27 protein-coding genes are annotated in these 22,839 nt (G+C 68.6%); 11 read left to right on the forward strand and 16 right to left on the reverse strand.

Features of this window, described 5'->3' with window-relative positions; translation table 11 throughout:
• Positions 1-24 precede the first annotated feature (24 nt).
• On the forward strand, positions 25-1,122 hold the full coding sequence (locus ACIQCS_RS11165; protein WP_401530847.1) for a DUF2332 domain-containing protein: 1,098 nt from the start codon (positions 25-27) through the stop codon (positions 1,120-1,122).
• Positions 1,122-1,499 (forward strand): DUF6157 family protein, encoded by a 378-nt coding sequence (locus ACIQCS_RS11170; protein ID WP_345850212.1) that lies wholly within the window; start codon positions 1,122-1,124, stop codon positions 1,497-1,499. Before ACIQCS_RS11165 ends, ACIQCS_RS11170 begins: the two co-directional genes overlap by 1 nt.
• 311 nt (positions 1,500-1,810) lie before the next feature.
• On the opposite strand, the gene ACIQCS_RS11175 is transcribed toward ACIQCS_RS11170, so the two are convergent.
• The 4 genes from ACIQCS_RS11175 to ACIQCS_RS11190 all read right to left on the reverse strand — a co-directional run bounded on the left by ACIQCS_RS11175 (position 1,811) and on the right by ACIQCS_RS11190 (position 4,263).
• Positions 1,811-2,710, reverse strand: a complete 900-nt coding sequence (locus ACIQCS_RS11175) for an alpha/beta hydrolase (protein WP_345850213.1) — start codon at positions 2,708-2,710, stop codon at positions 1,811-1,813.
• Positions 2,711-2,765: 55 nt separating this feature from the next.
• Entirely contained in the window at positions 2,766-2,930 is a 165-nt protein-coding gene (locus tag ACIQCS_RS11180) for a hypothetical protein (protein WP_345850214.1), read from the reverse strand.
• A gap of 43 nt (positions 2,931-2,973) precedes the next feature.
• Positions 2,974-3,873, reverse strand: coding sequence for a pirin family protein (locus ACIQCS_RS11185; RefSeq protein ID WP_345850215.1), 900 nt, complete (start codon positions 3,871-3,873; stop codon positions 2,974-2,976).
• A 105-nt stretch (positions 3,874-3,978) separates the two neighbouring features.
• Positions 3,979-4,263: a BolA family protein gene (locus ACIQCS_RS11190; protein ID WP_345850216.1), complete on the reverse strand. Its 285-nt coding sequence runs from the start codon at positions 4,261-4,263 to the stop codon at positions 3,979-3,981.
• 90 nt (positions 4,264-4,353) lie between these two features.
• Between ACIQCS_RS11190 and ACIQCS_RS11195 the strand changes: the two genes are divergently transcribed.
• Complete coding sequence (locus ACIQCS_RS11195; RefSeq protein ID WP_345852059.1) at positions 4,354-4,914, forward strand: J domain-containing protein; 561 nt, start codon at positions 4,354-4,356, stop codon at positions 4,912-4,914.
• Positions 4,915-5,066: 152 nt separating this feature from the next.
• On the opposite strand, the gene ACIQCS_RS11200 is transcribed toward ACIQCS_RS11195, so the two are convergent.
• Genes ACIQCS_RS11200 through ACIQCS_RS11235 form a run of 8 tightly spaced genes read right to left on the reverse strand, consistent with a single transcriptional unit; the run spans position 5,067 to position 9,639 of the window.
• Complete coding sequence (locus ACIQCS_RS11200; RefSeq protein ID WP_345850217.1) at positions 5,067-5,714, reverse strand: glutathione S-transferase family protein; 648 nt, start codon at positions 5,712-5,714, stop codon at positions 5,067-5,069.
• 6 nt (positions 5,715-5,720) lie between these two features.
• On the reverse strand, positions 5,721-6,506 hold the full coding sequence (locus ACIQCS_RS11205; RefSeq protein ID WP_345850218.1) for a VOC family protein: 786 nt from the start codon (positions 6,504-6,506) through the stop codon (positions 5,721-5,723).
• A gap of 11 nt (positions 6,507-6,517) precedes the next feature.
• On the reverse strand, positions 6,518-6,874 hold the full coding sequence (locus tag ACIQCS_RS11210; RefSeq protein WP_345850219.1) for a DUF1428 domain-containing protein: 357 nt from the start codon (positions 6,872-6,874) through the stop codon (positions 6,518-6,520).
• 28 nt (positions 6,875-6,902) lie between these two features.
• Positions 6,903-7,556 carry a glutathione S-transferase family protein gene (locus tag ACIQCS_RS11215; protein ID WP_345850220.1) on the reverse strand — a complete coding sequence of 218 codons (654 nt, stop codon included), beginning with the start codon at positions 7,554-7,556 and terminating at the stop codon, positions 6,903-6,905.
• 10 nt (positions 7,557-7,566) lie between these two features.
• Positions 7,567-8,046, reverse strand: a complete 480-nt coding sequence (locus ACIQCS_RS11220; RefSeq protein WP_345850222.1) for a VOC family protein — start codon at positions 8,044-8,046, stop codon at positions 7,567-7,569.
• A 26-nt stretch (positions 8,047-8,072) separates the two neighbouring features.
• Positions 8,073-8,456, reverse strand: coding sequence for a DoxX family protein (locus ACIQCS_RS11225; protein ID WP_345850223.1), 384 nt, complete (start codon positions 8,454-8,456; stop codon positions 8,073-8,075).
• Between the two features lie 26 nt (positions 8,457-8,482).
• Positions 8,483-8,923: a VOC family protein gene (locus tag ACIQCS_RS11230; protein WP_345850225.1), complete on the reverse strand. Its 441-nt coding sequence runs from the start codon at positions 8,921-8,923 to the stop codon at positions 8,483-8,485.
• A 23-nt stretch (positions 8,924-8,946) separates the two neighbouring features.
• Positions 8,947-9,639 carry a DUF899 family protein gene (locus ACIQCS_RS11235; protein WP_345850226.1) on the reverse strand — a complete coding sequence of 231 codons (693 nt, stop codon included), beginning with the start codon at positions 9,637-9,639 and terminating at the stop codon, positions 8,947-8,949.
• Between the two features lie 159 nt (positions 9,640-9,798).
• Here ACIQCS_RS11235 and ACIQCS_RS11240 point away from each other — a divergent pair, with 159 nt between their 5' ends.
• A complete protein-coding gene (locus ACIQCS_RS11240; RefSeq protein ID WP_345850227.1) occupies positions 9,799-10,413 on the forward strand; it encodes a winged helix-turn-helix transcriptional regulator in 615 nt (204 codons plus the stop codon).
• A 284-nt stretch (positions 10,414-10,697) separates the two neighbouring features.
• Here ACIQCS_RS11240 and ACIQCS_RS11245 read toward each other — a convergent pair whose 3' ends face one another.
• On the reverse strand, positions 10,698-11,348 hold the full coding sequence (locus ACIQCS_RS11245) for a hypothetical protein (protein ID WP_345850228.1): 651 nt from the start codon (positions 11,346-11,348) through the stop codon (positions 10,698-10,700).
• Between the two features lie 184 nt (positions 11,349-11,532).
• Between ACIQCS_RS11245 and cobS the strand changes: the two genes are divergently transcribed.
• Positions 11,533-12,537: a cobaltochelatase subunit CobS gene (cobS, locus tag ACIQCS_RS11250; protein WP_345850229.1), complete on the forward strand. Its 1,005-nt coding sequence runs from the start codon at positions 11,533-11,535 to the stop codon at positions 12,535-12,537.
• Positions 12,538-12,860: 323 nt separating this feature from the next.
• Here cobS and ACIQCS_RS11255 read toward each other — a convergent pair whose 3' ends face one another.
• On the reverse strand, positions 12,861-13,244 hold the full coding sequence (locus ACIQCS_RS11255) for a hypothetical protein (protein WP_280279485.1): 384 nt from the start codon (positions 13,242-13,244) through the stop codon (positions 12,861-12,863).
• Positions 13,245-13,382: 138 nt separating this feature from the next.
• On the opposite strand from ACIQCS_RS11255, the gene ACIQCS_RS11260 reads away from it, so the two are divergent.
• From ACIQCS_RS11260 to ACIQCS_RS11285, 6 genes are all read left to right on the forward strand, one after another.
• Positions 13,383-14,273: a hypothetical protein gene (locus ACIQCS_RS11260; protein ID WP_345850230.1), complete on the forward strand. Its 891-nt coding sequence runs from the start codon at positions 13,383-13,385 to the stop codon at positions 14,271-14,273.
• A gap of 42 nt (positions 14,274-14,315) precedes the next feature.
• Complete coding sequence (gene cobT, locus ACIQCS_RS11265) at positions 14,316-16,142, forward strand: cobaltochelatase subunit CobT (RefSeq protein WP_345850231.1); 1,827 nt, start codon at positions 14,316-14,318, stop codon at positions 16,140-16,142.
• Positions 16,139-16,408 carry a ribbon-helix-helix domain-containing protein gene (locus ACIQCS_RS11270; RefSeq protein ID WP_345850232.1) on the forward strand — a complete coding sequence of 90 codons (270 nt, stop codon included), beginning with the start codon at positions 16,139-16,141 and terminating at the stop codon, positions 16,406-16,408. Before cobT ends, ACIQCS_RS11270 begins: the two co-directional genes overlap by 4 nt.
• Positions 16,409-16,520: 112 nt before the next feature.
• On the forward strand, positions 16,521-19,025 hold the full coding sequence (locus ACIQCS_RS11275; protein WP_345850234.1) for a TonB-dependent receptor domain-containing protein: 2,505 nt from the start codon (positions 16,521-16,523) through the stop codon (positions 19,023-19,025).
• A 62-nt stretch (positions 19,026-19,087) separates the two neighbouring features.
• Positions 19,088-19,720 (forward strand): tetratricopeptide repeat protein, encoded by a 633-nt coding sequence (locus tag ACIQCS_RS11280; protein ID WP_401530856.1) that lies wholly within the window; start codon positions 19,088-19,090, stop codon positions 19,718-19,720.
• Positions 19,714-20,397, forward strand: coding sequence for a Fe2+-dependent dioxygenase (locus ACIQCS_RS11285; RefSeq protein ID WP_345850235.1), 684 nt, complete (start codon positions 19,714-19,716; stop codon positions 20,395-20,397). Before ACIQCS_RS11280 ends, ACIQCS_RS11285 begins: the two co-directional genes overlap by 7 nt.
• A gap of 380 nt (positions 20,398-20,777) precedes the next feature.
• On the opposite strand, the gene ACIQCS_RS11290 is transcribed toward ACIQCS_RS11285, so the two are convergent.
• Complete coding sequence (locus ACIQCS_RS11290; RefSeq protein WP_345850236.1) at positions 20,778-21,758, reverse strand: FAD:protein FMN transferase; 981 nt, start codon at positions 21,756-21,758, stop codon at positions 20,778-20,780.
• A 202-nt stretch (positions 21,759-21,960) separates the two neighbouring features.
• On the reverse strand, positions 21,961-22,839 hold the full coding sequence (locus ACIQCS_RS11295; protein ID WP_345850238.1) for a DUF4198 domain-containing protein: 879 nt from the start codon (positions 22,837-22,839) through the stop codon (positions 21,961-21,963).

Raw genomic sequence — 22,839 nt, forward strand, 5'->3', positions numbered from 1 at the left:
AGACGCGCCGCGGAGGGATTTCTTATGGCCAGTGAAGAGAATAACCGCGGCGCGTTTCGGATCCAGGAATTCTATTGCCGCAAGATGGACGCGCCCATCTATGCGGACATCTGCGTCGCGATCGCCGACGGGCTGACCCGCGGCAGCGAGACCGGCCGCCGCGTGCTCGACTGGCCGGGCGAGCCGACTCGCGACGCGCTGCCGCTGCGGCTGGTCGGCGGGCTGCACGCGCTGGTGCTGGCGGGCAGCGACCCGGAACTGGCCGAGGCGTTCGCGGGCAGGCTGGCGGGCGAGGCGCTGCAGGCGGCGCTCAACCGCGTGCTGGCGCGCCACGATGCCGCGCTGCTCCCCTGGCTCGACGGACCGCCCCAGACCAACGAGCCGGGCCGTTCGGGCGCGCTGATCGTCGGGCTGATCGAAGTCGCGCGGCGCCATGGCCCGAAGCTGGAGATATTGGAGATCGGATCGAGCGGCGGGCTCAACCTGCTGATCGACCGCTATCGCTTCGATCTGGGCGGCGCGCTGCTCGGGCCGGCCGATTCGCCCGTCACGATCGCGCCCGCCTGGCTCGGCGATCCGCCCGCGCTGCCGTCGCTCGAGATCGTCTCGACCCGGGGCTGCGACGTGGCGCCGCTCGACGTCACCGATCCGGCGGTGGCGGCACGGCTCTCCGCCTATGTCTGGGCCGAGACGCCGATGCGGCTCGAGCGGCTGCGCAAGGCAATCGCGATGGTGCGCGCGGGCGGCGTGAACCTGACGCGCGCCGATGCGGCCGACTGGGTGGAGGCACGCCTGGCCGAGCCGCAGGAGGCGGGCGTCACGCGGGTGCTGATGCACTCGGTGGTCTGGCAATATGTTCCCGATGCGAGCACTGCGCGCATCCGTGCTGCGATGGCGGCGGCGGGCGCGGCAGCCACGCCCGAACGGCCGCTTGCCTGGGTGGCGATGGAGCCCGATCGCGCGCTCGGCGAGCAGGTGGTGAGCGTGCGGACCTGGCCTGATGGCGGACCGCGCGTGGTGGTCGCCACCGCGCATGCCCATGCCGCATGGGTCCGCCCCGGCGCGGAACGCAGCAGCGAGCCGGGCATTCTCCTCGATGCCGCAGCCGAGGTGCGCCTGTGATGAAGTCGACCAATTATCGCGACACGCTGATCACCGCGTCGCCGGACAGCCCGGTCTCGGCGGGGACGGTGCCGGAAAAGCCCGGCACGGTGGCGGCGGTGCAGCACGCGCTGCTCGCCCGGCCCTATGCGATGACCAGCGACGATCTGCTCCATGCGGCCCATCGCGCGCGGGGCGGGGACAAGAGCCGCGAGGATTTCTTCGCCAAGCCCCAGGCATGCCTGCGCGCCTCGCCGCTGGTGAAGCAATATGGCTGGGGCGTGCATCATGACGGCGAAGGGCGGATCGCGCTGCTCGGCATGGAGAGCGCCGAATATCGCCAGCTGCTGGACGATCCGGCGATCGCCAAGACGCCGGGGATGCGCCGGGCGCGTTAGGACGGGGATGCCCTGGGTTGAGGCCTCCTATTCTTCTTTCGTCGCCCCGGCCTTGCGCCGGGGTCCCGCTGCCTTGCTGACGGAAGAGGCAGCGAGATCCCGGCGCAAGGTCGGGGCGACGGACTGGGGAGTTGAATCCCGATCCGAAGCCGCTTGCAATGTAGGGTTTTGCCTGTTGAGCGGAATGGGTGAAGAAATCGACATGCAGTGAACCATATTGGTTCTACGCCGATCCGCGGCGCGATCGACAGGCGCCGTGCCGATGGGGAGAATCGGGACCCCATAGTGTAAACTTCGTAAACTTCCGGCGCTCAGCCCTGCCGCGCGGCGAGCCAGTCGCGCATCGCTTCGGTCACTGCCTCGGGCTTCTGCCAGGGCACGAAATGGCCGGCATCCGCGATGCGCACCGTGGTGAGATCCGATACCAGCGCGCCGAGTCCGTCGAGCTGGACGGGCAGCAGCGCGGTGTCCTGCATTCCCCAGATCACCAGCGTCGGCTGGCGGAGCGGCGGGAAGGGCGCATCGAGCCAGGACGGCCGTTCCGGCGTGTCGCCGGGGGCCGGCACCTGGATGGTGCTGGCGCGGTACCAGTTCAGCATCGCGGTCATCGCGCCGGGCTGGCTCCATTCGGCGAGATAGGCGGGCTTCTCGGGGGCGAGCAATGCCGGATCCGCATGCTTGGCGAAGGTCGTGTCGAAGAAATTCTCCAGCCCGATCCGCGCGACGAACTGCTCGAAATCGCGGTTGCGGAAGGCGGTGATGTACTGGCTGGCCTCGCGCTGGGCCGGATCGTCGAACAGGCTGCGCTGGAAGACGAGCGGGTGGGGGGCGTTGACGATGATCAGCCGGGCGATGCGCTGCGGGTTCTGCAGCGCCGCCATCCAGGCGATGGCGCCGCCCCAGTCGTGCCCGGCCAGAGTGAAGGGGGCGAGCCCGAAATAATCGGCCAGCGCGAGCAGGTCCGCCACGGGCCGGTCGGGCGTATAGTTCGCCACGCCTTCGGGGCGCGCGGAATGGCCGAAGCCGCGCTGGTCGGGCGCGATGACATAATGGTCGCGGGCCAGCGCCGGGATCTGGTGGCGCCAGGTGCGGTGCGATTCGGGGAAGCCGTGGAGCAGCAGCAGCGGCGGGGCGGCGGGATCGCCCGCGACGGCGACGTTCAGCGTCACGCCGGTGGGAAGGGGGATCCGCTGGAGTTCGAAATCGGCCATGTCGCCTTTCCCGCCTGTCTCTGGTGCCGCAGGGTAGGCCGGCGCGCGCGCATCCTCAACCGTCATCCTCGCCCGCGCGCGTCGATAATGGCGATAGCCCGGGCCGCACCGCGCGCTTGCCCCTGGTGCGGCTGGTCAGGTGATAGTGGAAGCAGCGGTCGCAGCGATAGGGGCGCAGCGCCAGTCCCGAGGCGCGGATCGCGTCCAGCGCCTCGGTCATGGTCGGGTAGCGCCGCTTGCGCCGGCAGATGCTGAGCCGCGTCCTAGGGATAGCTCACCGTCTTGGGCACTTCCGGGATCGGGATGAACTCCTTGTCGTCGCCCGGCACCTTGGGGAAGTTGCCCGCCTGCCAGTCTTCCTTGGCCTGGTTGATCCGGTCGCGGCTGGAGGAGACGAAGTTCCACCAGACATGGCGCGGCGTGGCGAAGTCCTCGCCGCCGCACAGCATCACGCGCGCGCCGCCGGCGGAGCGCAGGATCGCGGTGATGCCGGGGCGCAGGATGTAGAGGGTGGAGACTTCCATCTCGATCCCGTCGATGCTGGCATCGCCATAGGCGAGGTAGAGGGCACGCTCGTCGGCGGAAGGATCGATCGGCACCGCGCCGCCCGGGTCGAGCGCGATGTCGGCATAGATGGTCTGGGCATAGGTGGTGGTCGGCGCGCTGGCGCCCCACAGCTCGCCCATGATCACCCGGCAGCGTGCGCCGGGCGCTTCGACCAGCGGCAGCGCGCCGGCGCCGACATGCTCGAATGCCGGGGCCATTTCCTCGTTCGCCTCGGGCAGGGCGAGCCAGGTCTGGATGCCCGACAGCTCCGGGCCCTTCGCGCGCTCGGCGCTGGGCGAGCGTTCGGAATGGACGATGCCGCGCCCGGCGGTCATCAGGTTCACCGCGCCCGGCTCGATCGTGGCGAAGGTGCCGAGCGAGTCGCGATGGTCGATCGCGCCGGCATAGAGATAGGTGACCGTGGCAAGGTTGATGTGCGGGTGCGGGCGCACGTCGATGCCGGTGCCGGCCTCCAGCCGCGCCGGGCCCATCTGGTCGAAGAAGATGAACGGCCCCACCATCGTCCGCGGCCGCGAGGGCAGCGTGCGGTGCACCTTGAAGCCGCCCAGGTCATGGGTGGTGGGGGTGATGGTCTGGAGGAACAGGTCGTCGGTCATGATGCTCTCCTTGAAGAGCGGCATAGCCCGGCGGGCCGCCGGCGGACAGCCACGCTTTGGAAAGGCAGGATTTCCGATCGTGCGGTTCCGGCGCGCGGCACCGGCTCACTCTCCCGGTGCGCGGGCCCGGATCGCCAATGCGTGGATGCGCGCGACGAGCAGATCGGCGAGCGCGGTGTTGATCAGGCGCTGGCGCTGGACGCGCGACAGGCCCTGGAAGGCCGCGCTCTCCACCACCACGGTCCAGTGCGATTCGCCGGTGCCGTCGTCGCCCAGATGGCCGGCATGGTGATGACTGTCGTTGATCACCTCGAGATGCGCCGGGGCGAGCGCGGCGGTGAGACGGGCGGCGATGATGTCGGCGAGTCCGCCGGTGGCGATGTCGGTCATCGCGCCTATATAGGCGGTTTGCGCAAGGGAGGTAGCGTGGCCGAGGGCCAGCACAGGAAGGACCGGCCGAATGCCCGTTTCCACGGCCGGGTGGAGGCGCAGGGGCGGCTATGCGCCGAACCCGGCTGCACCGAGCCGGGCGAGTTCCGCGCGCCGATGGGCCATGCGCGCGGCGGCTATGACGGGCCGGGCGAATATCGCTGGCTGTGCCTCGATCACGTCCGCGCGTTCAACTCGGGCTATAATTTCTTCCAGGGCATGACGCCCGACGAGATCCATGACGCCCAGCGGCCCTATGCCGGCTGGGAACGCGAGACGCGCGCCTTTTCGGGCACGGGCGGGGCCGACCGGCCGCCGCGCTGGGCGGATTTCGCCGATCCGCTCGATGCGATCGGCGCGCGCTTCCAGGAACGCATGCGGGACCGGGCGGAGCGCAAGGACGGCAAGCCGCTCTCGGGCAAGGACCGCGAGGCGCTCAAGGTCCTCGACCTGGCGATCGATGCCGACCGCACGGCGCTGCGCAAACGCTATTCCGAGCTGGTCCGCAAGTTCCACCCGGACCGCAATGGCGGCGACCGGTCCCATGAGGACCGGCTGCGGCGCGTGATCGAAGCCTATCAGACGCTCAAGGGCTCGCCCGCCTTTGCCTAGGTTCGATATCTACAGCCTTTCTGGCAGTTCCCCGGCGAAGGCCGGGGCCCAGTATCCGTGCACATAGTCAGGCTGGCCCGCCTCTCGATCGACGTTGCGACTGGGCCCCGGCCTTCGCCGGGGAACCGCCAGAACCTCGAATGCCGCCTCGCCTAGTCCGCCGGGCGCGTGTTCACCGCCAGCTGGTCCGCGAAGGCGCGGCGATAGGCGGGCCGGTCCTCGCCGCGCGCCACATAGGCGGCGAGGTTCGGATGCTCGTCGAGCAGGCCCGACGGGCGGCAGCGGAGCAATACCGATACCATCATCAGGTCGCCCGCGCTGAACGCGCCGTCGAGCCATTCGGCATCGCCGAGACGATCGGAGAGCTGGCGCAGCCGGGCGCGGATGCGGTCCCTGACCAGCGGCAGGCGGTCCTGGGCCCAGGGCTGCTTGCCCTCCTGGAACAGCGCGGTCGAGAGGTCGAGGATCGGCGGCTCCACCGTGTTCACCGCGGCGAACATCCAGGCGATCGCGCGCGCCCGGGCATCGGCATCGCCGGGCAGCAGGCCGGCATGCCGCCCGGCGATGTGGAGGACGATCGCCCCGGTCTCGAACAGCACGAGATCGCCTTCCTCATAAGTGGGGATCTGGCCGAAGGGATGCAGCGCCAGGTGCGCGGGCGCCTTCATCGCCGCGAAGGAGACGAGCCGGACCGTATAGGGCTGGCCCGCCTCCTCCAGCGCCCAGCGCACCCGGGTGTCGCGCGCCAGCCCCTTGCCGCCATCGGGCGACCGGTCGAAGGCCGTGATGGTGGCGGTCATTGCGGCTCAGCTCTTGCCGGGCGATACGAAGCCGCAGGCGACGCCCTCGGGATCGACGATGCTGATCACCCATTCGCCGCCGGGCACCTGCTCGGGGCCCCACACGACCTTGCCGCCGCCGGCCTCGACCCTGGCGATCGCGTCGGTGATGTCGGCCACGCGGACATAGAAGCGCCAGCCCGGGGGGGTGCCGGGCTGCGCGCGCATGATCGCGCCGACTGCTTCGCCCTTGCTGTCGCCATTGGCGATGAAGCTGTACTCGCCCATCTCGCCCATCGGCATGCCGCCCACCTTGGTGATGGCGAACAGCTTTTCGTAAAAGGCGAGCGCGGCGGCGTCGTCGGGCGCGAGCAGCTCGTTCCAGGCGACATGGCCGAGGCCCATCCGCTGATAGGCGGTGCTGGTGTGCGGCGAGGCGCCGCGCATCACGTAGAAGGGCACGCCCTGCGGATCGGTGACCATCGCCAGCCGGCCGACATCGGGAATGTCGAAGGCGGGAAGATGCACCTGCCCGCCGGCCGCGACCACGGCGGCGACCGACGCATCGACGTCATCGACGCCGAGATAGCCGAGCCATACCGGCCGGGCGCCGCCGGCGATCATGTCGGCATTGAGCTGCATCACGCCGCCGGCCTGGCCGTCGGCCGCGTTGATCATGCGATAGTCCATGCCGCCCGGGGCCGGCTCGGCATCGATGTTCCAGCCGCAGACCGAATCGTAGAACGCCTTGGCCTTGGCGGCGTCCTTGGTCATCAGCTCGTACCAGATGAAGCTTCCATGTGCGTTGGGCATGTTCTCTCTCCTCAGGCCTTGTGATCCAGGATCGTCTCGAACCCGCCCCAGAACATGCGCTTGCCGTCGAAGGGCATGTCCGCGCCGGGCTTCATTCGCTCGTCTTCCATGATCTTCGCCCAGGCGGTGTCCCGCGTCGCCTTGTCGGGCCAGACGATCCAGGAGAAGACGACATTCTCGCCCTCCTCGGCTTTGGTGGCCATGAAGAAATCGGTGGTCGTGCCGCGGGGCACGTCGCTGCCCCAGGTCTCGGTCACCTGCAGCGCGCCATATTCGACGAAGACCGGCGCAGCCTTGCCGGCCATTGCGAGATACGCCTCCTTGTTGCCGTCGGGCACGGGGGCGACGAAACCGTCCACATAAGCCATTTTCACTCTCCTCTTCCGTCTTGCTTCGTCAGGCCGCGACCGGCGCGGGCTGGAAATCCGCGAGCTGCGCGGCCATCGCGCGCTGGAATGCGGGCCGGGCCATGCCGCGCTCGACATAGGCGGCCAGGGTGGGGCGCGCCGCGATCAGCGGGCTGCCGTCGGCGTTGCGCAGCACCGTCACCATCGCGATGTCGGCAACGCTGAAGCCGTCGCCCAGCCATTCCCGCCCGCCCAGCGCATCGGCGAGCCGGTCGAGCCGCTTGCCCATGTCCTCCATCAGGCTCGGCAGGCGCAGCTTCGCCCATTCCGCGTCCTTCGAGAACAGCGTGACGTTGCCCAGCTCGAACAGCCCGGGCTCGACGCTGTTGAGCGCCGCGAACAGCCATGCGATGCTCGTCGCCCGCTGCTGCGGATCGCGCGACAGCAGCCGCGTGTCCCTTTCCGCCAGGTGCAGCAGGATCGCGCCGCTTTCGAACAGCCGGACCTCGCCGTCGCGCAGCACCGGCACCTGGCCCCAGGGCTGCTCCTCGAAATAGGCGGCCGGCTTGGGCGGGACCGGGCTGATCAGCCGCATGGCATAGGGCAGGCCGATCTCCTCGCAGGCCCAGCGCGGCCGCAGGTCGCGGACATAGCCGCGGGCGAAATCGGGCACCCAGTTGAAGCCGGTGATCTCGATGGACATGGCATCCTCCTCAGCCGCGCGCCGCGGCTTCGATCGCGGCGATGTCGATCTTCTTCATCGTCATCATCGCCTCGAACGCCCGCTTCGCGCTTGCGGGATCGTCGCCGAAGTTGAGCTCGATCAACCGGCGTGGCGTAATCTGCCAGTTGAAGCCCCATTTGTCCTTACACCAGCCGCACATACTTTCCGCGCCGCCATTGCCGACAATGGCGTTCCACAGCCGATCGGTCTCTTTCTGGTCCTCGGTGAGGATCTGGAACGAGACGCTCTCGTTCGGCTTGAAATTGGGGCCGCCGTTCAGCCCGGCATAGCTGCGCCCGGCCAGGGTGAACTCGACGACCAGCGCCGCGCCTTCCTTGCCGCTCGGATTGTCGCCCGGCGCGCGGAAGATCCTGCCGACATGGCTGTCGGGCAGCAGCGAGACGTAGAAGCTGGCGGCTTCCTCGGCCACATGGTCGAACCACAGGACGGTCGTGATCTTGTCTGCCATCGGTCCTCTCCTTTGGACTTTCGGAATCAGCCGGCGATCGGGATCAGCGCGCGCACGCGGGGATCGCGGAACCACAGTCCGCCCCAGGCGAGCACGCCCAGATAGACGCCGAACAAGGTGTGGCTGAACAACGGGCTGCCCACCCGGAAGTGCATTGCGACCGCGCCGCCCAGATAGCCGGTGAGCAGGATCGCGCCGAGCACTGCGGTGCGCGGTACCGCATAGAGGATGGTGCCGATCGCGAGGATCAGCCCGAGCTCGCGATAGAGGTTCACGTCCGGCGGGATGCCGAGCGGCGGGCTGTAGGCGATCATCGCCGCCGGCGCGATCAGCTTGCCGCCGGCGTCCATCGCCAGGAACAGGATGACCAGGCCGCTCAGCGCCCAGCCGATTGCAAGGTCACGCTTCATGCCGCGCCTCCTTCGTTCGCGCCCGCTCAGGCCGGCTCATGGGCGGGGCCGTCGGGGAAGGCGGCCATCGCGGCCTCGAGATCCATGAACATCGGCTCGAAGATATGGCCGTCCGGATCCTCGAAGCTGCGGCCGTACATGAAGCCCATGTCCTGCTTCTCGCGGATGTCCGCCTTGCCGCCGGCTTGGCCCGCGGCCTCGACGATCGCGTCCACCGCCTCGCGGCTGTCGCGCGAGATGCAGATCAGCGCCTCGGTCACCGCATGCGCATCGGCGATCGGCTTCGGCGTGAAGGTTTTGAAGAAGTCCCGCGACAGGATCATGAACACGATCGTGTCGCTGAGCTGCATCGCCGAGGCCTGCTCGTTGCTGAAGCGGGCGTCCTTGGTGCAGCCGATCGCCTCGTAAAAGGCGGTGGACCGGGCGACATCGGCCACGGGCAGGTTGACGAAGATCATCTGGGGCATGTTTTCTCTCCTGGGGATTCGGTTCAGTAGGTGAGGGAGGGATACCAGTCGGTCCCGCGGCCCTCGGGCGTGGAATCGAGGATGGTCCAGAGCGGCATCAGGTCGGGCGCGCCGCGCGGATCCTGGCCGGGATCCGCGCTGTCCGGGCCCATCTCCCCCGCCCAGAACAGGCGGGGCGTGCCGTCGCGCCGGGTGAAGACCAGCAGCTGCGGAATGTCCGAGCCATCGGGGGCGATCGCGCCATAGTCGCGGCTGAACGCCTGGTCCTCGTCCGAATAGAGCGGGAGATGCTGCCAGCCGCGCTCGGCCTTGAACGCCGCGAGCTTCGCGATCGGCGAGCGCGCGATCACGGCCAGGCCGGTGCGCTGGCGGATGTCGGGCGCTTCGCCGTCCCAGGCCGAGAGCAGCGAGGTGCACATCGGGCAGGGCCGCTCGCGCTGCGGGCCGAACATATAGGTATAGACGACCAGCGTGTCGTGCGTGCCGAACAGGTCCGCGAGGCGGGCCGGGCCATGCTCGCCCTGGAATGCATAGTCCCCGGTCACCGCCGGGCCCGGCGGCAGCGCGCGACGCTGCGCGGCCACGCGCTCCAGGTGACGGCGCAGCGCGATCTCCTCGGCGAGCAGCGCGGTGCGCGCCACGCGATATTCGGGGGATTCGCCCGGCCAGCGCGCCGTCTCACGCGCGGCCAGCTCTGCGGCGGGAACCAAGGTCATTGGACTAAACCTCCACTTCGGGTGGCCAGCGAATCGCTTTCTTGATCCTGATGCCCGACTCGGTTATTAAAAGCAACTATGGAGTCACAAAAAATAACTAACTCGGATTTCGCAAAGGCACGCCGCTGGTATCAGGACGCGTGCGGGACGGCGCTTGCGATGGACCTGATCGGAGAACGCTGGTCGCTGCTGATTGTTCGCGAGCTGCTGCTGGGGCCGCGCCGTTTCGGCGAGATCCGCGGCGCGCTGGAGGGGCTCAGCGCCAATATCCTGACGCAGCGGCTCGAAGGGCTGGAGAAGGGCGGCATCCTGCGCCGCAGGCAGCTCCCCTCGCCGGTCAATGCCCAGGTGTATGAACTGACCCGCTGGGGCGCCGCGCTGGAGGAACCGATCTTCGCGCTCAGCCGCTGGGCGGCGGGCTCGCCCGCGCACGACGTCACGCTGCCGCTCAGCAACGGTGCCTTCATGCTCTCGCTGAAGACGATGATGAATCGCGAGGGCGCGCGGGCGCTTGCGATCGATCTCGGCTTCCGCATCGGCGGCGAACCTTTCCGCGCGACGATCGTCGATGGCGGGCTGGTGATCGAGCGCGGTGACCCCGCCGGCGCGGATGTGGTCTTCGAAGGCGTGCCGACTCCGCTCGCCGCAACCTTCTACGGCCCGCTGCCGCTTGCGGAGTCGATCCGCGAGGGGCGGGTGGTGGTCACCGGCGATGTCGCGCTGGCCCAGCGTTTCGTCAACCTGTTCGGCCTGCCGCGGTTCGAGAACGACTAGAGCGCCGACTGCCCAAATCCGTCCTCCCGGCGAAAGCCGGGATCTCGTGCGGCTCCTGCCCCGTCATCGCCTGAGATCCCGGCTTTCGCCGGGACGGCGGCGGAGTTGCAATATAGGGTTTCGCCCGCTCCGTGCTGGTGGTGCAGGCCGGCTTCCTCTCCCGCAGCGATCGCGTCCGCTATCGGCAATCGTGCGGGAAGGAAGAGCCGGCCCCTCGTAGCATAAACTTGCGTGCCCCGCCGCCGGCCCGGATCGGCGGCGCGGCGCCAGGCGCCCGCGCCGTCCTAGGTCCGGTTGCAGAAGCCCGGGCGGCGATCGCCCATGTCCCAGCAGCCGTCGAGGATCATCGTCTTGAGCGTCTCGCAGCCCCGCTGCGGCCCGCACTGGCCGTCCGGATTGACCACCGCGCATTGGCGCGCGAGCAGCGCCGCCTTCTGCCAGCCGATCTTCGATGCGCAGCTCGGGCCGTTGTCGCGCCAGTTCCAGCGCTTCTCGCGGGGGCGGTAATGGATCGGCCGCGGCGACGGGGCGGGCCGCCATTCCGGCGGCTGCGCCCCGCGTGGCGGCGCCTTGAGATAGCGGCGATAGGCAGTGGCGACGCATTCCGCCGTCTGGCAGGCGTCGCGCTCGCTGAGCAGCGCCTGGAGCTGCTGGCGCTGGACCCAGAGCCGCTGGCGGTCGGCGCCCTGGCGCTCCTCCGCCCATTGGCCGGCGAGCGTGCGGTGCAGCCAGTTCAGACCCTTGTTGTCGCAGACCAGCCATTCGCCGCGCCGCAACGCGCCTTCGCAATAGGGAACGGGATCGAGCCAGTTCGGCCCGCGATCGACGGGGCGGACCACCGGCGGCGGGCGCCGGGGCGGCGGGGGAGGCTGCTGGCCCCAGTCGCAACCGGCGAGCGGCGCGAGCAGCGCCAGGAACAACAGCTTCCCGTTCATTGTCTTCCCCAGAGAAAAGGATCGGTAGATGCGCGCACCCGTTACTGTGGCGTCATGATCCCATGAAAGCCGATTCGAGGAAAGGGCTTGCGGCGGAAGCCGACGCTCGCGCGTTTTGCGCGAAGCCCGTTGCAGTGCGGCACGGGAGCTTCTAGTCGCTCTGGCGACGGAAGGATCCGAAGACATGGCCGATATCCCCAACACCCAGCCCGACAGCCGGAGCACCACGATCCTCGACGCGCCCGACAAGATGGTGAAGGCGCGCGACCTGTTCGGGATCGACAGCGATCTCGAAGTGCCGGCGTTCAGCGAGGCCGACGAGCGCGTGCCCGATCTCGATCCCGCCTATGTCTTCGATGCGGATACGACGCTCGCGATCCTGGCGGGCTTCGCGCACAATCGCCGCGTGATGGTCCAGGGCTATCACGGCACCGGCAAGTCGACGCATATCGAGCAGGTGGCGGCGCGGCTCAACTGGCCCTGCATCCGCATCAACCTGGACGCGCATATCAGCCGGATCGACCTGATCGGCCGCGACGCGATCGTGCTCAAGGACGGCCAGCAGATCACCGAGTTCCGCGAGGGCCTGCTCCCCTGGGCGCTGCAGACCCCGACCGCGCTCGTGTTCGACGAATATGATGCGGGCCGGCCGGACGTGATGTTCGTGATCCAGCGCGTGCTGGAGACCGAGGGCAAGCTGACCCTGCTCGACCAGAACCGGGTGATCCGCCCCAACCCCTATTTTCGCCTGTTCGCCACCGCGAACACCGTGGGCCTGGGCGACACGAGCGGCCTCTATCACGGTACCCAGCAGATCAATCAGGGCCAGATGGATCGCTGGAACATCGTGGTGACGCTCAACTATCTGCCTGCCGCGGTCGAGGCGCAGATCGTGCTCGCCAAGTCCGGCGATTTCGACAAGCCGGGCGGCAAGGAGCTGGTCGAGAACATGGTCCGCGTGGCCGACCTGACCCGCAAGGGCTTCGTCGCCGGCGACATCTCCACCGTGATGTCGCCGCGCACCGTGATCACCTGGGCGCAGAATGCCGAGATCTTCAAGGATGTCGGCTTCGCCTTCCGCCTGTCGTTCCTCAACAAGTGCGACGAGGCGGAGCGCGCGCAGGTGGCCGAATATTATCAGCGCGTGTTCGGCAAGGACCTGCCCGAGAGCGTGGTGGGCAAGGTCTGAGCGGGCCGGCGGCGCCGGGGCCCCGGCCCGGCTGCCGCCCGTCTCTTGCAATGTAGGATTGCGCCTGCTGGGCTCACGCAGCCGGGGCCTTGGCCCGGCCGCTCCTTGAGGCTGTTGGAACGATAGGATCGCGCTCGCGCAAGGATGTTGCGGGATGCGCGGCGTTCCCGAAAGAACGGGGAAGATGTGCCCATCGAGAACCCCGCCCAGGGCGCGTACTTCGTGACCTTTGGCCGGTCCGCGGCGCCCGCGATGTAGGATAGGAAATGCTAGCTCGGCATGGCTGCGGCTTGCGGCATGGCGTGCCCAACGGCGATCCGCCGCTAGCCCTTCCTCTCCGTCTCGCGCGGCGCGAACTCGATCGCCACGGTCATGGCCAGCCAGACCGCCAGCGTGGGCTGGAGCTGGACCGGCAGCTGCGCGCCCGGCGTGAGCAGGATCCTGAGCGAGAGGGGCATGAGCGCGACTCCCGCCGCGGCGAGCAGCGCATAGGCGAGCCGCTGCTTGCTCGACGAGACATAGAGGATTGTGATCACCATCGAAGCGGTCCCGACGAGGACAATGGTATAGTCCCGGGTGCCCAGCGTCTCGGTGCTCGCCATCACGAAGCCGAGCACCGCGCCGAAGAAGATGCCGAGGCCGTTGAGGTTGGCGCTATATTCCCCGTGGCTCATCCGCCCGAGGCCGATCCGTTCGAGAAGCTTCATTCGATCCCCCTTGCCGGGAACCATGAAGCGCGGGCGCGGCCAAGGCAATCGGGATCGATCCGCGATTGCCTTGGCCCTCGGGTCCGGGCAAGCTCGGCCCCGGGGAAGCGCGGCGGTCCGCGCGGAAATGGGGGAATGATGATCCGGAAATTGCGGGGACTCGCCATGCTGGCGAGCGTGCCGATGCTCGTGGCCGCGGCACCGGCCGATGGGGGCAACATGGCGGTGTTTCCGCTGCCGGACACGATGTGGCCCGATCCGGCGGTGCAGATCGGCAAGACGTTGACGCTGAAGCCGGGCGAGGAGCTGATGCGCGCCACGGTCAAGCAGTCGCAGAAGCTCACGCTGCTCGCGCCGGTGAAGGTCTCGATCGACAAGTTCACCGACGAGATCGCCGCCGGCGAGGAGCTGACCGCGGTGGTCGCGCCCGAGGCGACCCAGGCCAGGGTGGGCGGCAAGGGGCTCTATTTCTGCGGGCGTGACCAGCGCGGCCGTTCGGGGCTGGGCGCGGCGCTGCTCGGGGGGCTGGGCTCCAAGTTCATGCCGATCGTCCGCTTCTGCTTCATCGATGGCGACCAGGACGGCAAGCTGGACCAGGTCTTCCTCGCCGGCGCCAAGGACCAGACGCTGCAAAAGGCGATCCCGATCGATGCGGTGGCGTACAAGACCGAATATCTGGTGCCGCGCGACGCCGGCCAGTATCTGCGGCTGCGCTATCGGAAATATACGCCCGAGAGCAGCAAGGTGCAGCTTGAGCTCGAAGTCTATGACGACGGCAAGAAACGGAGCTTCGACTATGTGCTGTACAGCGGCCCCGGCGGGCCATTGCAGCGCCAGATGCCGTATCTGCAGACCAACCCCAAAAGGGTCCCCTATCCGGCGTCCTTCTACAATGTGATGGGCGCGATCGTGCGGGTCGACGGCGTCGACGCCGAGGGGAATGCGCGCTTCACGATCGAGCGCAACTTCCGCCCGACTCTGTTCCGCCCGATCTCGATCCAGGTGCGCTACATCTACATCTATATCTAGCCGAGGCTTGCATCGCGCGGCCAAGCTTCCCAAAGCGGGAGCATGGCCGCCGACTCTCCGCTCGACAGGTTCCGCAATGTGCTGGGCGGCGCCGCGCGCGCGCTGTCGGGCGAGCGCGAGGTGGAGCTGAGCTTCACCGGCGAGGCGCCGCGCCAGGATGGACGCCAGCTCAAGGTGCCGACGCCGTCGCGCACGCTGCCGGTCGCGGAAGTGGCCGAGGCGCGCGGCTTTGCCGACAGCTTCGCGCTGCGCATGCGCCACCATGACAATGCGCTGCACCTGAAGAGTGCGCCGCGCGAGCCGGTTGCCCGCGCGGTGTTCGACGCGGTCGAGACGGCGCGGGTCGAGGCGCTGGGCTCGCGCGGCTATGCCGGCATCGCCGCCAATCTCGAACATGCGCTCGAGCTGAAATTGCGGGCCGATCCGATCACCCGGGCGCGCAACCGCGAGGAAGTGCCGCTCTCCACCGCGCTGGGGCTGATGGTGCGCGAGCGGCTGACCGGGCGCGAATCGCCTGGCGCGGCGGCGCTCGGCATGGCGCTGATCCGCGACTGGATCGAGGCGCGCGCCGGGGCCGATCTCGATGCGCTGGCGCTGGCGATCGACGACCAGCGCGCCTTCGCCTCGCTCACGTCGAAGCTGCTCCACGACCTGGAACTCACCGAAGGCGACCTGTTGCCCGACGAGGCGGACGAGGGCGGCGGCGAGGACGAGGGCACCGAGGAAGAGGAGCAACCCGGCGAGGAGGAAGGCGAGAGCGAGGCGAGCCAGGGCGAGGGCCAGGCCGAGGCGCGCGGCGAGCAGCGCGAGTCCGATACGGGCGAGGAAGGCGAGCAGCAGCGGTCCGACGCGATGGAGGATGGCGATGGCGAGCCGGGCGACGAAGGGGACGAGGGCATGCTGCCCGTGCGGCCCAACCGCCCGTGGAGCGACTTGCCTCCCCAGTTCGAATATCGCGCCTACGCCACGCAGTTCGACGAGGTGATCGCCGCTACCGAGCTGTGCGACACCGAGGAGCTGGATCGCCTCCGCTCCTATCTCGATCAGCAGCTGGTCCATCTCCAGGGGGCGGTGACCAAGCTCGCCAACCGGCTCCAGCGCCGGCTGATGGCGCAGCAGAACCGCAGCTGGGACTTCGACCAGGAAGAAGGGCTGCTCGACGCGGCGCGGCTGGCGCGTGTGGTGATCAATCCCATGCAGTCGCTCTCCTACAAGGCGGAGAAGGACACCGAGTTCAAGGACACGGTGGTGACGCTGCTGATCGACAATTCGGGCTCGATGCGCGGGCGGCCGATCTCGATCGCGGCGATCAGCGCCGACATCCTGGCGCGCACGCTGGAGCGGGTCGGCGTGAAGACCGAGATCCTCGGCTTCACCACCCGCGCCTGGAAGGGCGGGCAGAGCCGCGAGAAGTGGCTGGCCGATGGCCGCCCGGCCCAGCCCGGCCGCCTCAACGATGTGCGCCACATTATCTACAAGCAGGCGGACGAGCCCTGGCGCCGCGCGAAGAAGTCGCTCGGGCTGATGATGCGCGAGGGGCTGCTCAAGGAGAATATCGACGGCGAGGCGCTGCTCTGGGCGCACCAGCGGCTGATCGGCCGGCCCGAGGATCGCAAGATCCTTATGGTGATCTCGGACGGCGCGCCGGTCGACGATTCGACGCTCTCGGTGAATTCGGGCTCCTATCTGGAGCGCCATCTGCGCCAGGTCATCGGCTGGATCGAGGCGCGCTCGCCGGTCGAGCTGGCCGCGATCGGCATCGGCCATGACGTGACTCGCTATTACAGCCGCGCAGTGACGATCATGGACGCCGAGCAGCTTGCCGGCACCATGGTCGAGCAACTGGCGGCGCTCTTCGATACGGAATGAACGTCGATCCGCCCCCGGGCGGCTTTCACGGGCCGGTCAAGCGTTCCGTCACCATTGCCGGGCACCAGACCTCGATCAGCCTCGAGCCGCTCTTCTGGGAAGCGCTCGAGCAGGCGGCGGTCGAGCGTGCCCTGCCGCTCAACGCGCTGGTCGCGGCGATCGACCATGCCCGGATCGGCGGCGAGGATCCGCCGAACCTCGCCAGCGCGATCCGCACCTGGCTGCTGGGGCAGCGGCGCGACGGATGGCTTCCACCCCCGGCATGACGCTATTTCGCAACAAATTTGCGACAAAGATGCGAACCGCTCGCATTAGCATTGACTCTGAGAACGCCTCGCAATAGCTCGCCTCGAAATAACCTGTTCAGGGGGACCAATTGTGAGTCGTGTTTCCACCGCGCGTTCGGGCGCTTCGTTCCTTGCGCTTGCCTGTGTCGGCTTCATTGCCACCGCTCCGGCCGCGCGCGCCGCCGACGGCAATGGGCCGGTGCCCGCCGACGCGGACAAGGACGGCCAGGACCGCAGCGCCGAGGATCGCGAGCAGATCGTCGTCACCGGCGGCCGCGCCGAGCTGCAGGGGCCGAAGGCCACCGCCTCCGTCCAGAACACCCCGCGTTCGGTGGTGATCCTGCCGAAGGACGTGATCGACCAGACCGGCTCGACGACGCTGGCCGATGCGCTGCGCACCGTGCCGGGCATCACCTTCGGCGCCGCGGAAGGCGGCAATCCCATCGGCGACCGCCCCTTCATCCGCGGCTTCGACAGCCAGGGCTCGACCTTTGTCGACGGCGTGCGCGACACTGCGGCGCAGACACGCGACACCTTCGCGATCGAGCAGGTCCAGGTGATCCGCGGTTCGGATTCGACGCTGGGCGGCCGCGGCAGCGCCGGCGGCTCGATCAACATCATCACCAAGGTGCCGCAGCAGACCAGCTTCATCCGCGCGACCGGCAGCGTCGGCACCGCGGACTACAAGCATGCCACGCTCGACGTGAACCAGTATCTGGGCGGCAGCGTCGGCGTGCGCGTCGCGGCGATGTGGCACGATCAGGACGTCGCCGGCCGCGACGCGATCTGGCAGCGCCGCTGGGGCGTGGCGCCTTCGGTCACCATCGGCCTCGGCACGCCGACGCGCCTGACCGCCTCCTATTATTATCTCGAGAGCCATGAGCTGCCCGACAGCGGCATCCCCTATCTCTACACGCTGGCCAATGCGCCGGGCACCGGCGAGATCTATTCGGAGCCGGCCATCGGCAATGTGCGGACGATCGCCGGCGTGACCGGCCGTGTCGACCGCGACACCTTTTACGGCCTGAAGAGCCGCGACTTCCGCGACACCTTCACCCACCAGGCCACGGTGCGGGTCGAGCATGACTTCGGCACGGTGACGCTGCGCAACACCTCGCGCTACAATTACAACGAGCAGAACTACATCTACACCCAGCCCGACGATCAGCAGGGCAATGTCTATGGCACCAACGCGGCGGCCCCGGCGACGGCGGGCGGCCTGGTCTGGCGGCGCGCCAACACGCGCTATGGCTATGCCGAATCGCTCACCAACCAGACCGACCTGTTCGGCACCTTCGAGACCGGGGGAATCAAGCACAGCGTCGCGACCGGCTTCGAGATCAGCTGGGAGAAGGCGCGCCGCGGCGCCTATGTCCTCGCCACCGGCTCGGGCATCAGCCCGCGCTGCACGCCGGCCGCGATCAGCCGCTTCTACTGCACCAGCCTGTTCAGCCCGAACCCGAGCGATCCCTGGGTGAACTATACCGGCGACGCCACCAATGTGACGACGCCGATCGTGAAGGGCGCGCCCACCGCGGAGACCCAGAACGACGCGCATACCCTCTCGGCCTATGCCTTTGATTCGATCACGCTGCTCCCGTCGCTGATCCTCAACCTGGGCGCCCGCGTCGACCGCTTCACGTCGAAGATCACGCCGGCGCTCGCCGCGGGCGCCACCCAGACGACTCCGCTCGAGCGCACCGACACGCTGTTCAACTGGCAGGCGGGCCTGGTCTTCAAGCCGACGGCGAACACCAGCCTCTATGCGAGCTACGCAACCGCGGCGACGCCGCCGAACAGCCTGCTCGGCGAAGGGCAGGAGCCGAACGCGCTGCCGACCACCAACACCGCCGCCAATCTGGCGCTGCTCGACAGCCTGAAGGTCGAGAAGACCAGGAGCTACGAAGTCGGCGCCAAGGCCGGGCTGTTCGACAACCAGCTCTCGCTGACCCTGGCCGCCTTCCAGACCGACACCGACAATGCCCGTGCCACCGGCCCGGACAATACGGTGCAGTTCATCGGCAAGCGGCGCATCCGCGGCATCGAGTTCAGCTTCAACGGCAACCTGACCAAGTGGCTGAACGTGTTCGGCGGCTATACCCATCTCGATCCGAAGATCGTCGGCGGCGGCTATACCGTGCTGACCGCGGCGGCGGTCACGGTGGGCGGCGTCGTCGTCCAGCAGGCCAAGACCCTGCTCGTGCCCTCGGTCAACACCGGTCGCCAGGCGACCCAGACCGCGCGGGACAGCTTCACGCTGTGGGCCAATGCCACGCCGATCAAGGGCCTCAGCATCGGCGGCGGCGCCTATTATATGAGCCGGGTGTTCGGCGGCTATTCCGACAATCGCAGCTTCACCCAGAATGCCGCGGGCGTCACCACCTATACGCCGGCCACCAAGGTCCGCATCGTGACCGTGCCCGAATATTGGCGTTTCGACGCGCGCATCGGTTACACGATCAACGAGCATTTCGACGTGAGCGTCAACGTGCAGAACCTGACCGACAAGGTCTATTTCCCCCAGGCTTACACGGCGCATTATGCGTCGATCGCGCCGGGCCGCTCGGCCTTCGCCACGCTGGGGGTGAAGTTCTGAGCGAAGACCTGGACAGCCTCTCCGCGGACGAAATCGCCGCCCGCCTCTCCGGTTCGCCGGAGGTGCGGGCGGCGCTCGTTCGGGCGGGCGCCGAGCAGGGCGTGGCCGAGGCGCAGGCCGTGCTCGGCCAGATGCTGCTCGACGCCGGCGATCCGCCCGCGGGCTTCGCCTGGTTCAACAAGGCGGCGGCACAGGGCCATCTGATGGCGCTCAACATGGTCGGGCGCTGCTATGATCTCGGCTGGGGCACGCCGGTCGACAAGGCGCGCGCCGCGGAATGCTTCCGCGTCGCCGCCGCGCACGGGCTCGACTGGGGCATGTATAATTACGCGACCGCGCTGGCGCTCGGCGCCGGCGTGGCCGAGGACAAGGCCGCGGCGCTTGCCTGGTTCGAAAAGGCCGCGGCGATGGGCAATGCCAAGGCGATCAACTATGTCGGCAGCTTCCATGAGGATGGCTGGGTAGTGGCGCGCGACATGGCCAGGGCGGCGGATCTCTATCGGCAGGCGGCCGAGGGCGGCGATTTCCGCGGCGCGTTCAATCATGCCCGGATGCTGCTGGACGCGGGCCGGATGGCCGAGGCGCGGACCTGGCTCGCGCGGACCCGCGAGGCCGCCACGCCGGCCTTCGCGCAAAAGGCGCGGGACTGGCTGCAGGCCTCGCGCTGGCCCGAACTGGAGGAATTGCTGTGCTGATCGCCATCCCCGAACTGCTTTCGCCGGAAGAGGTGGCCGAGATCCGCCGCGTGATCGACCCGGCCGAATGGGTGGACGGCAATGTGACTTCGGGCGCGCAATCGGCGCTCGCCAAGCAGAACGAGCAGCTGCCCGAAGGCGGCGAGGCGCATCGCCGCGCCGGCGCGATCCTCCTCGATGCGCTGGGCCGCTCGCCGCTGTTCGTGGCGGCGGCGCTGCCGCTCAAGGTCTTTCCCCCGCTGTTCAACCGCTATGGCGGCGGGCAGCGATTCGGCACCCATGTCGACAATGCGGTGCGCATCCAGCGCGGCACCGATTTCCGCATCCGCTCCGATCTGTCGATGACCGTCTTCCTCGAGGATCCAGGCAGCTATGACGGCGGCGAGCTGCTGATCGAGGGGCAGTTCAGCGAGCAGGCGGCCAAGCTGCCGGCGGGGCATGCGATCCTCTATCCTTCGTCGAGCCTGCACCGAGTGGAGCCGGTGACGCGCGGCACGCGGGTGGCGAGTTTCTTCTGGCTCCAGTCGATGGTGCGCGACGACGGCGCGCGGCGCATCCTGTTCGAGATGGACCAGGCCGTGCAGCGGCTGGTGGCGACGCTCGGCAACGACGATCGCTCGGTGATCGAGCTGACCGGCGTCTATCACAATCTCCTGCGCCGCTGGGCCGATGCCTGAGCCGGAAGTTGCGGAAGTTTACATCATGGGAGGGCCGGTTCTCCGCTCCCATCCTGCTCCGGACGGCGACCGGGGATGCCCGTGATGACCAACAGCGCAATCGGGCCGGGGACGGGCCGGCGGCATAGGCGGATGCCGGTTGGGGGCGTCCGGGTGATACGGGTGCGCGAAATGCCCAGGCCTGCACGTATCGCGTGCATCGACCCACCCCTGGGTTGAGAATCCAAATAAGCATCTGATTTTCTGCCGTCATCCCAGCCTTGCGCCGGGATCCCGCTTCTTCTTCCGTCCGTAGGGCAGCGGGCCCCGGCTCAGGGCCGGGGCGACGAAAGAAGATGATGAGCCCCCCAACCTGACCCCTCTCTTTCAAGGAGGGGAGGCTAAAGCATCGCCTGCAACGCGGGGGAGAGATGCTCCACGAACCCCATGTCTTCCCGCACCACCATGTGTGCCGCCAGTCCTTCATGCGCGGCCAGCGCCATTCCCGCCGGCCCCAGCACCGTGAGCGCCGTCGCCCAGGCATCGGCCAGCATGCAGCTGGGGTGCAGCACCGTGACCGAGGCGACGCCATTGACCAGCGGCCGGCCGGTGCGCGGATCGAGGCTATGGGCATAGTTGCGGCCGCCATGCGCGAAGCTGCGGCGATAATCGCCCGAGGTGGCGATCGACAGGCCGTGCAGCGCGGCACGCAGCGGCGCCAGGCGGCTGCCGGGCACGGGCTCCAGATCGACCCACCAGGGCTGGCCATCGGGCCTGATGCCTTCGCCGCGCAGCTCGCCGCCTATCTCGACCAGGAAGTCGCGCAATTCCATGCCGCGCAGCATTTCGGCGACGCGGTCGACGCCATGCCCCTTGGCGATGCCGGAAAGGTCGAGCGCGGCGGGGGCGGTGCGGCGGGCGCGGCGACCGGCCTGCTCGATATGCGCGCGGCCGGAAGCGGCGCGGGCAGCCGCGATCTCGGCTTCGCTCGGAATGCCGGTGCGCGGGCCGGGCGGACCGAAGCCCCACAGGTCGACCAGCGCTCCCATCGCGGGATCGAAGGCGCCATCGCTTTTCTCCGCCACTTCGAGCGCGGTGGCGAGGACGCGGGCGAAGCCGGAAGGAAGCGGCTGCCAGCGGCCGGGCTCGCTGCGGTTGAAGCGGGAAAGGGCGGAGTCCGGCACCCAGTGGCTCATCTCGGCGACGACGCGGTCGAGTTCGGCCTGGATCCCGTGGGCGATCCCCTCGGGCGGGGCGACCAGCCGGGCCGACCAGCTCGTGCCCATCGTCTCGCCGGCGCAGGTGACGACCGGGGCTCCCGTCCGGCGGCGATGGAACGCCGCGGGCGAGAGTGTGGGGGGAATGGCTATTCTGACGGTCATGCGCGGATCGTCATCCCGGTAAAGGCCTCATATTCCTTTGACCGTCATCCCCGCGCAGGCGGGGATCCAGGGTAGCGCGGGGCAGTGATGCCATCAGGCGAGCGCTCCCCGGAGCGCGCAGGACTCGACTGAGCGCAACCCGCCCTTGGCCCTGGATCCCCGCCTGCGCAGGGATGACGGGTCTGGTGATGGGGTCGTTACCCTATGGCGCCAGCACTTCGAGCGTGGTGACGTAGCTCACCCGGGCGCGGGGCGGGCCGGCGGGGCGCTCGCCGCCGGCACCGGCCGGTGCCGCGCCGGCGGGGCGGGGCGCACCGGCCCCCGGACCTTCGGGGCGCTCGCCGCCTTCATTGGCCATCACCCAATACATGCCTGGAGCGCCCCATTTGATCGAGACCTTGCCCTCGGCATCGGTCTTGAGGACCTGCTCCTTCAGATTGTCGCGATAGCGGATGCCCCCCGGGATCACGGTGACGGTGAGGCCGGCGCCGGGCTTGCCGTTCTTCAGGAACTGGAAGTTCGCCGGCTCATTGGTGACGAGATCGTTCGGATGGGTGATCGGCACCAGCTCGATGCCCCGGCCGCTGGTCTTGAACACCGTGCTGGTCGGCGCGCCCTGGGTGATGAAGATCTCGTTGCGGCTGAGATTCTCCGCGGTCTGCACATCGGTCGCGCCGGCCGGGATCGCGGCGGCGAGCGTCGCGGTGGTGGTGCCGCGCGGGAGCATCTTGCGCTCGCCGTTCAGCATGTAGCTGCCGAACACGCCCTCGTTGACCACCGCGACCTTGTAGGTGCCCTGCTGCGTCAGGTGCAGGTCGAAGGTCGCGCGGAACTTGCCGACATTGTGATTCTCGATCTTGCCTTCGCTGCCGTCGGGCTGGGTGACCAGGGGCACGGCGCGCAGCGGCTGGTGATCGAAGAAGAACAGGTCGTTCGACACGGCGGCGTCGACGGTCACCCAATTGTCGGTGCCCGAGACGGTGGTCGACGACGGCAGCATCCACATGCGGTGGGCGATGGCGGCCGGAGCGGCGATCGCGGCAATCGCGGCGGCAGCGAGAAGCGGCTTGCGGAAGTCCAT

Source organism: Sphingomonas sp. NPDC092440, assembly GCF_044754985.1.
Taxonomy (GTDB): domain Bacteria; phylum Pseudomonadota; class Alphaproteobacteria; order Sphingomonadales; family Sphingomonadaceae; genus Sphingomonas.